Source organism: Microbacterium sp. B35-04 (assembly GCF_010634885.1).
In the GTDB taxonomy this organism is placed as follows: Bacteria; Actinomycetota; Actinomycetes; order Actinomycetales; family Microbacteriaceae; genus Microbacterium.
Map to the genome: position 1 here is coordinate 1 of NZ_MWLP01000122.1, position 8,616 is coordinate 8,616.

At 69.5% G+C, this 8,616-nt stretch carries 7 protein-coding genes; all 7 read right to left on the reverse strand.

Features of this window, described 5'->3' with window-relative positions; all coding sequences use genetic code 11:
- Positions 1–1,013, reverse strand: a 1,013-nt coding sequence (locus tag B1729_RS19370) for a fumarylacetoacetate hydrolase family protein (RefSeq protein ID WP_163634443.1), incomplete at its 3' end; no start/stop codon positions are given.
- Positions 1,010–2,230 carry a glycoside hydrolase family 88 protein gene (locus B1729_RS19375; RefSeq protein WP_163634445.1) on the reverse strand — a complete coding sequence of 407 codons (1,221 nt, stop codon included), beginning with the start codon at positions 2,228–2,230 and terminating at the stop codon, positions 1,010–1,012. The genes B1729_RS19375 and B1729_RS19370, both read right to left, overlap by 4 nt.
- Before the next feature lie 78 nt (positions 2,231–2,308).
- Complete coding sequence (locus B1729_RS19380) at positions 2,309–3,016, reverse strand: ferredoxin-NADPH reductase (protein WP_163634447.1); 708 nt, start codon at positions 3,014–3,016, stop codon at positions 2,309–2,311.
- Between the two features lie 4 nt (positions 3,017–3,020).
- The gene (locus tag B1729_RS19385) at positions 3,021–3,980 is read right to left on the reverse strand and encodes a carbohydrate ABC transporter permease (protein ID WP_163634449.1); all 960 of its coding nucleotides are present in this window, start codon (positions 3,978–3,980) and stop codon (positions 3,021–3,023) included.
- Positions 3,980–4,912: a sugar ABC transporter permease gene (locus B1729_RS19390; RefSeq protein ID WP_163634451.1), complete on the reverse strand. Its 933-nt coding sequence runs from the start codon at positions 4,910–4,912 to the stop codon at positions 3,980–3,982. Before B1729_RS19390 ends, B1729_RS19385 begins: the two co-directional genes overlap by 1 nt.
- A 126-nt stretch (positions 4,913–5,038) precedes the next feature.
- Positions 5,039–6,340 (reverse strand): extracellular solute-binding protein, encoded by a 1,302-nt coding sequence (locus tag B1729_RS19395; RefSeq protein WP_163634452.1) that lies wholly within the window; start codon positions 6,338–6,340, stop codon positions 5,039–5,041.
- A 49-nt stretch (positions 6,341–6,389) separates the two neighbouring features.
- Positions 6,390–8,483, reverse strand: coding sequence for a DUF2264 domain-containing protein (locus B1729_RS19400; protein ID WP_239539724.1), 2,094 nt, complete (start codon positions 8,481–8,483; stop codon positions 6,390–6,392).
- Between the last annotated feature and the right edge of the window lie 133 nt (positions 8,484–8,616).

The window sequence follows — 8,616 nt, forward strand, 5'->3', positions numbered from 1 at the left end:
GGGGTGAGGTGCATAGCGGTCGTTGAGCGAGGGAGCGCGAGCGACCGAGACGAAACGCGTCGGGCCGGCCGGCGGCGCCCGGCGCGGGGCGTTTCGTCTCGCTCGTTCCTCGCTCGCTCAACGACCGCGGGCTGAGCGGCGACGAATCGGGTGGTGAGCTCGCCGAGGCGCGAGATGCGCACGGTGAGGGCGTCGCCGTCGGCGAGCGGCCGGTGCGCGTCCTGGGCGGCGGGCAGCTTCTGCGGCGTCCCGGTCGAGACGACGTCGCCCGGCTCGAGCGTCAGCACCTGGCTGAGGTGATGGATGACGTAGGCCACGCTGAAGATCGTGGTCGACGTGGACTGCGACACGGTCACGGTGCCGTCGCGCACGACCTCCACGAGGAGGTCCTGCGGGTCGCCGATCTCGTCGGGCGTGACGACCCACGGGCCGAGCGGCGCGAACCCGTCGGAGCACTTGCCGAGCGCCCACTGGCTCTGCCGCCGCTGCCACGCCCGGTCCGACACATCGTTGAGGATCGTGTAGCCGCCGACGTGGTCGAGGGCGTCCTCCAGCGCGACCTGCTGCGCACGGCGTCCGATGACGACGGCCACCTCGCCCTCGTAGTCGACGTCCGTCGCGCCGGGCGGGATCACGACCGGCTCGTTCGGGCCGGCAAGCGTGTTCGGGGTCTTCACGAACACATCGGGGTACTCCGGATCGTTCGCGGTGGGATCGACGCCGTCCGGCACGTGCCCGCGGTAGTTGTAGCCCAGGCAGAGGATCTTGCCCGGCGCCACCGGTGCGAGGAGCCCCGCGGCGTCGAGCGCAGGCAGTGGCTCCGCCCCGCCGGTCGTCTGCTCGGCCGCAGCCACCTGCGCGCGCGCAGCCGCCAAGGCCGCGGCATCCGTCAGAAGTTCCACGACCGAGCCGGCGAACCCACCGAGATCGAGCACCCGATCGCCGTCGGCACCGGCGACCACGGCACCGGGTCGCGCGGCGCCGTCCGAGCCGGCGTACGTGACGAGCCTCACCAGTACTTCCTCCAGTCGGGGCGCACGACGCGCATCAGAGCCTCGAGGTAGAAGTAGTCGCCCCAGAGCGTGCCCTCGTCGACGCCGTTGCCCTTGGGCAGGTCGTACACCGAATGAAGGATGAGCGCATCCGAGTCCTCGGGCGTCGCCGGCGTGTACTTCGCGATGAGCGACGCGAGCATGCCGTGTGCCCGGGCCGTCCAGGCGGCTGCCCGGTCGGCATCCGTCTCGACCTTGGCGAGCTCGAGCAGACCGCACACCGCGATGGCCGCGGCCGAACTGTCGCGCGGGGCGTCGCTGCCGTCGGTGTAGACGAGGTCCCAGAAGGGCACCTCGTCGGCCGGCAGGTGGCGCACGAAGTACTCCGTGCAGCGACGGGATGCCTCGAGCAGCCGCTCGTCGCCGGTCACCGCGTAGTTCATGGCGAAGCCGTAGATGCCCCACGCCTGCCCGCGTGCCCAGCACGACTCGTCGAACGCGCCCTGCTCGGTGGCTCCGCGGAGCGGCTCGCCGGTCTCGGCATCCCAGTAGAAGGTGTGGAAGGTCGAGTCGTCCTCGCGCAGGATGTGCTCGCGCAGCTGCGCGGTGTGCCGCGTGACGGCGTCCGCGAAGCGCTCCTCGCCGGTCTGCTCGTGCGCCCATGTCAGCAGCGGCATATTCATGAGGCTGTCGATGATGGTGCGGCCGCGCTGGGCCGGATCCGACAGGTCGCCCCATGCCTGGATGATGCCCGCGGGCTCCAGGAACCGGCGCATCAGGTGATCCGCGGCGAGCAGCGACGCCTGGCGGGCGTCCTCGTCGTCGGCGAGACGCCACGCGGCGACCGTCGAGAGGGTGTACAGGAAGCCGAGGTCGTGCGTGTCGAGGTCCTCCTCGGCGCGCACGCGGCGCTCGAAGTCCGCCGCGTCGACCAGCGCAGCCTCGCGGTACGCCTCGTCGCCCGTGAGCTCCCACGCCAGCCACAGCATCCCGGTGCGGAAGCTCGTGGTCCAGCCGCGATTGCCGCCGAGCGGGATGCCACCCTCGGCCGGACGCTGCAGGTAGCGGTCGTCCACCGTCGTGTCATCGGGGTAGGCGCCGCCGAAGGTCGCGATGTTGCGCCGGATCGTGGACAGGGCGGCCGTGATCGCGGCCTCGATCACGATGGTCTCGACAGGCGCGACACGCGGGTCACCGGGCGTTGCTCGGGTGCCCGCAGCGGGCGAGGTGGACGTCATGGAGGGAATCCTTCAGAGGGAGAAGTGAGGAAGGGATGCTCGGCCTCGTGCCGCGTCGGCAGCGCGAGACCCGCGGCCTCAGGCCGGCGCAGTCGCCTTCTCATCGAGATCGAGTACGGGACGGAGGGTGTAGCGCGAGTTCGTCCACGCGAAGAACAGGGCGGCGGATGCCGTGAGCCCGAGTCCCAGCGCGGGCGCCGTCGCGAAGACGGCTACCTGGGCGGCCAGGGCGGCGAGTGAGACCGCGGTGAGATACCAGCGCCGCAGACTCAGGTACAGGCTCGCGCGCACCACGTCGCGCAGGCCGGCGGTGGGAACCTCGGCGATCGCGACCAGAGACACCAGGCCCACCGCGATGGCGAGCAGCGCCAGCACCGCGAGGAGCGGCACCGTGATCACAGCCGCGGCCGTGTTGGACAGCATCCGCACGTCCACGAGGAGCACGACGATGACGGCGGTGACGGCCGCCCCGATCACCAGCGCCCCACGCCAGGTGGCGCGCAGGCCGGCGAGGAACGCGCGGATGGGGCCGAGGCCGCCGTCGCCGTGCTCGCGGTATGCCCGGAAGGCGGCCGCAAGACCGGGCGCCGCGAGGGGCGCGGCCACGGCCAGCAGAGGCCACGAGTACACCGGATCGGTGGTGACGAGGAGCACGACCAACGGTAGGCAGGCGATCACCAGCAGGAGGTTGACGATGAGCGCGAGGTAGATCATCCCGATGAGGGACGCCCACGTCTCGTGCGAGACGAGTCCGTTGAGCCTGCTGAGTGCGCTGGGCTTGTTCACGGTGTCAGCCCTTCAGACCGCTCGTCGCGATGCCCTCGACGAAGTACTTCTGGCCGAGCAGGAAGATGATCGCGATCGGGATGACCGAGATCGTCAGGCCCGCGAACAGCAGCGCGTAGTTCGTGTCGAACAGGTTCGAGACGAAGCTCTTGAGGCCGAGCTGGATGGTCCACAGATCAGGGTTGCGCAGGTAGATGAGCGGCCCGAGGTAGTCGTTCCAGGTGTTGACGAAGGTCAGCAGCGTCAGCGATGCGAGCGCGGGGATCGACAGCGGCAGCATGATCTTGCGCCAGATCGCGTACTCGCTGAGACCGTCGATGCGTGCCGCCTCGGAGAGCTCCTCGGGGATCGTCTCGTAGAACTGCTTCATCAGGAACACGCCGAACGCGCCGAACGCCTGCAGCAGGATGATCGCCCACAGCGTGTTCGACACCTTGAAGTTCGAGAGCAGGATGAACTGCGGGATCATGTACGACTGCCACGGAACGGCGATCGTGCCGACGTACAGCAGGAACAGCACGTCGCGGCCCTTGAAGCGCATGCGCGCGAAGCCGTATGCCGCGAAGGAGCCGGTGAGCACCTGCAGGAACGTCACGACGACGGCGAGGAACAGCGTGTTTCGGATCCAGACGAGCATGTTCGACTCGGTCCAGATGTCGATGTAGTTCTGCCACACCCACGTCTCGGGGAACCACTTCACCGGCACCGAGAAGACCTCGTTCGCCGACTTGAACGAGCTCAGCACCATCCACGCGAACGGCATCAGCAGCGCGATCGCGAAGACCACCAGTGCGGCGTACAGCGCGATGCGTCCGATGCGGCGACCGGGGGTCATCTTCTCGCTGCTCGCCGCGCGCCGCGGCTTCTGCTCGGAGAGCTTGCGGAGGCTGCGCACCGCCGCGGTCGGGGGCGTGAAGTCCGCGACCAGCTGGTCTGCGGGGAGTTTCTCCATCTGCTCGGCCATCAGCTGCTCCGCTTCTTGTTCCAGAGGAACTGCACGATCGTCACGAGGATGCACATGAAGAACAGCGCCACCGCGGCGGCCGAGGCGTAGCCGAACTGGCTCTCTTCGAAGCCCTTGCGGTAGATGAACTGCGACATCACGAGGGTTGACTGACCCGGACCGCCGTCGGTCATGACGAGGATCAGGTCGAAGATCTTGAACGAGTTGATCGTCAGCATGACGGTGACGAAGAACATCGTGGGCCGAAGGCAGGGCAGCGTCACGTTGACGAACCGCTGCCACACGCTCGCGCCGTCCACGCGGGCGGCCTCGTGCAGCTCGCGGGGCACTGTCTGCAGGCCGGCGAGGAACAGGATCATGTAGTAGCCCATGTCGCGCCACGTGCCGACGATGACCACTGCGGGCATCGCCCACTCCGGCGAGGTGAGCCATCCGGGCGGGTTCTGGATGCCGATGAACCGGAGGAACTCGTTGATCGGGCCGTACTCGGGGCTGAAGAGCAGGTTCCAGACGACCGCGATCGCGACGATCGAGGTGATGTAGGGGAAGAACGCGGCGGTGCGGAAGAACGCGACGCCGCGGATCTTGTTGTTGAGCAGCAGCGCGAGGCCCAGCGAGACGATGATCGTCAGCGGAATGTGCAGCGCCGAGTAGTACAGGGTGTTGATCACCGAGATGCGGAAGCTGCCGTCGCCGAGGAGGCGCTCGAAGTTCGCGAGACCGACCCAGTTCGCCGTGCCGAAGACGTTCCAGTTCGTGAACGACATGTAGAACAGCACGACGATCGGCACCAGCGTGAGCAGACCGAAGCCGAGGAAGTTGGGAAGGATGAAGCTCCACCCGATGAGGGTGTTGCGCAGCCGCAGCTTCGAGCGCCGGCGGCGCACGGGTGGCGGCGCGGTGCCGGCCGCTGTGGCAGTGATGGTCGCCATGGCGGACCTCCAGGGGGTGGAAAAAGTGTGCGGGTCCTTCGACAAGCTCAGGAACCGGTACCTGGTGGTCCCTGAGCCTGTCGAAGGGCGGATGGGTCCGGCGGCGAGCGCCGGACCCGGGGTGGATCAGTCGGTGCCGACCTCGTTGGCGACGCGGTCCTGCGCCTCTGCGATGGCGTCCGCGACGGACTGGGAGCCCGACATGATCGCGGTGTGCATGTCGCTGAGGATGCCCTGGATCGCCGCAGCCTTGTCGGACGTCGGGTTCTCGGGGTGCACCTCGTGCGTCGAATACGCGAACTTCGACAGGTCGTCCGACGGGGCGCCGTCGACCGAGAAGTACGTCTCGACGACGTCGTCCGTCAGCAGCGCCGGCGTGATGCCGATGCCCGCGAGCACCTGCGCGCCCTCTTCGCCGGCGGCGAAGGCGAGGAACTTCTTGGCGGCCGCAACCTTGGACTCGTCGATCGCGGCGTTGATGCCGAAGCCGGTCGGGTCGCCGAAGGTCACCGGGGTGTTGTCGAGACCGGCGGTGTCCGAGTCGACCTGCGGGATCGGCGCGATGCCCCACTCGAAGTCGTCGGCGTCGCCCGACGCCTGCTGCGCGATGAGGGTCGCGACGAACCACGTGCCCATGGGAAGCATGGCGGCGTTCTGCTTGCCGAACTCGCCCTGGTACGTGACCTGGTTCGCCTTCGCGGTGTTGAAGTCGAGCTGGTCGCCCGCGTCCTGCAGTGCGAGCACGTTGTCGTAGAAGGGCTCCATGTAGTCGTACTCGCCCTCGAGGATGTCGCCGTCCGACTGCGCGTTCGCGAAGCCCTGGACCGTCGACTGCCAATTGTGCAGGTACGCGCCCTTGGCGGTGCCGCCCGCGCCGGCGATGCCCTCGGTCAGTGCCGCGGCGGCGTCGCTGTAGTCGTCCCACGTCCACGAGCCGTCCGGGTACTCGACGCCGGCCTGGTCGAACAGCGCCTTGTTGTAGTAGAGCACCCACGAGTCGTTGCGGTACGGCACGGCGTAGGCGGTGCCGTCCACCTCGTAGGACCCGGCGCCGCTGATCTCGTCGGGCAGCTCGACGTCCGACACATCGAGCAGCTGGCCGCCGTTCACGAAGGTGGGAACGAACTTGACCTCCTTCTGCGTGATGATGTCGGGACCCGAGCCGGCGGCGAGGTCGGCGGTGATGAGGGTGTTGTACTCGGTCGCGTCGTAGCCCTTGAGCTCGATCGTGACGTCGGGGTTCTCCTCGTGGAACGCGTCCGCGAGCTTCTGGAATTCGGGCGTGGTGTCGAGGCTCCAGCCTGACAGGGAGAGGGTGACCGGACCCGACGACTCCTCGGGCGCGGCCTCGCCGCCGCCGCTGCAGCCGGCGAGAGCGAGCGTGGCGACCACGGCGACGCCGGCCGCGGCAGCGAATGAACGCTTCATTCTGGGGGTACTCCTTTGTGATTGCGGACCCGTCCTCGGGCCCATCGGGTTACCGGTTCGCGACGGACGCGGTTCCGGGGTGTGCAAGGCGACTCGTGGTCGCCGTTCCGTCCGGCCAGGTGACCCTGACGGTGGTCTGTTCGCCGTCGTCTGCGACGGCGACGCTCCCCGCGCCGTCTGCCGGCGCGGCGAGATCTGCGGTGGTGAGCTCGACGAGCGTCGCGCTCCACTCCCCCGGCACGACCGGGTAGGTCACGACCGGCACGGCGGCGAGGGGTCCGAGAGGGCTGGCGTCCTCGCGCGTCTCGATGGAGAGCGTGCCGGCGCCGAGAAGGGGACGGATGCCGGAGCTCAGGCCGTTCGCGACCACCGAGGCCGCGGCTGGGCCCACGCGCCCGGAGGCTCCGGGCGACGCGCCAGCGGCGCCTGGAGGGGGCGTGGGGACCGTTGTCTTCTCCCCCTCGATTGAGGAACGGGGCTCTTCGTGGGAGGCCAGGGCCCAGCCGCCGACGCGGAGGCGCAGGGCGCGGGGGTCGACACCGGGCTCGACGGCGTCGACGCGCGCGAGGCGGACCTCCCACGGCCCGCGCACGAGCGAGTGGACCTCGATGATGCCCGCGATCTCGACGTCGCCGTCGATGCCCGAGCCGTGGCGGTGGGCGACGGGACGCAGCGTGATCCAGTGAGCGCGCGACACCGAGGCGGCGATGCCGACCCGGCCGTGCTCGTCGTCCTGCACCCGCACGTCGATGAGGTCCATCGCGGCGCGGTGGGTGGCCCGGCCGGCATCGTCGACGAGGGCGACCGACTGCTCGAGCGGCTCTTCGAAGGCACGCTGGTTCGCGAGTGGCGCGGCCGCGGTCGCGTAGCCGATGCGTGCGTACAGCGGCGAGTCGCCGACCAGGCTGCCCTCGGCGGCGTGGTCGGTGCCGTGGTTGGCGATGCGGACGATGCCGTCGGCGCGCGTGCCCGAGATCACCCAGCCGGCCGGACGCACGGCGCGCAGCTCGTCGCCCGCCTCGATCGGCAGCGGCTCGGTCTCGGCCGCCCACACCGGGTGATCGGCCGGCAGCGAGATGCCGAGCAGGCCCTTGACGGCCCAGTACGGCGAGCCCGGTCCGGAGTACGACTGCGCGAGCTCGCGCCACTCGTGATGCCAGCCCATGGTGAGGACCCCGTCCTCGCCGGGGACGTCCTGCTCGACGAAGTGCGCCACGACGGCGTTCGCCGCACGCCGCAGCTGCCCGAGCGAGACCGAGGGCACCTCGGCGAGCGCGCCGACCCAGAAGGGCGCGGCGGCCGCGAAGCGGTAGATGAGGCTGCGACCCTGAACGAGCGGCGAGCCGTCGGCGCCCACGAGGGCGACGGCATCCTGCAGGAAGCGGTCGAGGCGGGCGACGTCGCCCGGGGTGCGGCCGGCGGTGAGCTCGTCGGCGCCCTGCATGCGCGACCACAGCACGGGGTACGTGTGCAGCGCCCAGCCCACGTAGTGGTCGTACGAGCGCTCGAAGCCGTCCGAGATCCATCCGTCTTCGCGCACCAGCACGTCGTGGAGCGCCAGGTCGTCGGCGATGTCCTGCGCCGACCACGGCCCGCCGACCGAGCGGAGGAACGTCTGCACGACGACGCGGAACCACAGCCAGTTCGTCTTCGGGTAGGTCGCGTCGCCCACGACGGGGGAGAGGTACGCGATCACGCGCTCCTGCGTCAGGGCGTCGAGGCGATCCCAGATCCACGGCCGGGTCATGTCGAGCACCAGCGCGAGGGACGCGGCCTCGACCTTCGCCTGGGCGTGCTCGTCCAGACGCACCCAGCGGTCTTCGGCATCCGGGTCGACACCCGTGACGATGCCGCGGCGGTAGAAGTCGGCGAGCTCCTCGGTGCCCTCACCGCGCGCGCCGGCGATGCGGAATCCCGCCAGGAGGAAGGTGCGGGCGAAGCCCTCGAGCCCGTCGACGGCGTGGCCGTAGCCGCCCTCGGCGCCGGGGAAGTGGATGCGGCCGGCACCGGGAGATGCGTGCGTGCGAGCGGTGTCGAGCAGGCGGTCGGCGTAGGCCAGCCACTCCGTCCGCGTCCACTCACGGGCGGCCCACGCAGAACCCGTCGCGATGCGCGCCGACGTGGTGGGTTGCTGGACCGTCACTGGGATCTCCCTTGATGCCGACTTCTCTCCGCGTCGTGCCAGCGGAAAGCGAACGTTTGGGACTGTAGCAACCCGATTCGTTCATTGCAAGATTGTTTGAGATTCGTTATGATCGTTTATGATCGCTTTCGGG

Excerpts from the sequence above, each read along its gene's own strand:
- B1729_RS19375 (WP_163634445.1), bottom strand. The coding sequence starts at position 2,230 with ATGACGTCCACCTCGCCCGCTGCGGGCACCCGAGCAACGCCCGGTGAC.
- B1729_RS19385 (WP_163634449.1), bottom strand. The coding sequence starts at position 3,980 with ATGGCCGAGCAGATGGAGAAACTCCCCGCAGACCAGCTGGTCGCGGAC.
- B1729_RS19390 (WP_163634451.1), bottom strand. The coding sequence starts at position 4,912 with ATGGCGACCATCACTGCCACAGCGGCCGGCACCGCGCCGCCACCCGTG.
- B1729_RS19395 (WP_163634452.1), bottom strand. The coding sequence starts at position 6,340 with ATGAAGCGTTCATTCGCTGCCGCGGCCGGCGTCGCCGTGGTCGCCACG.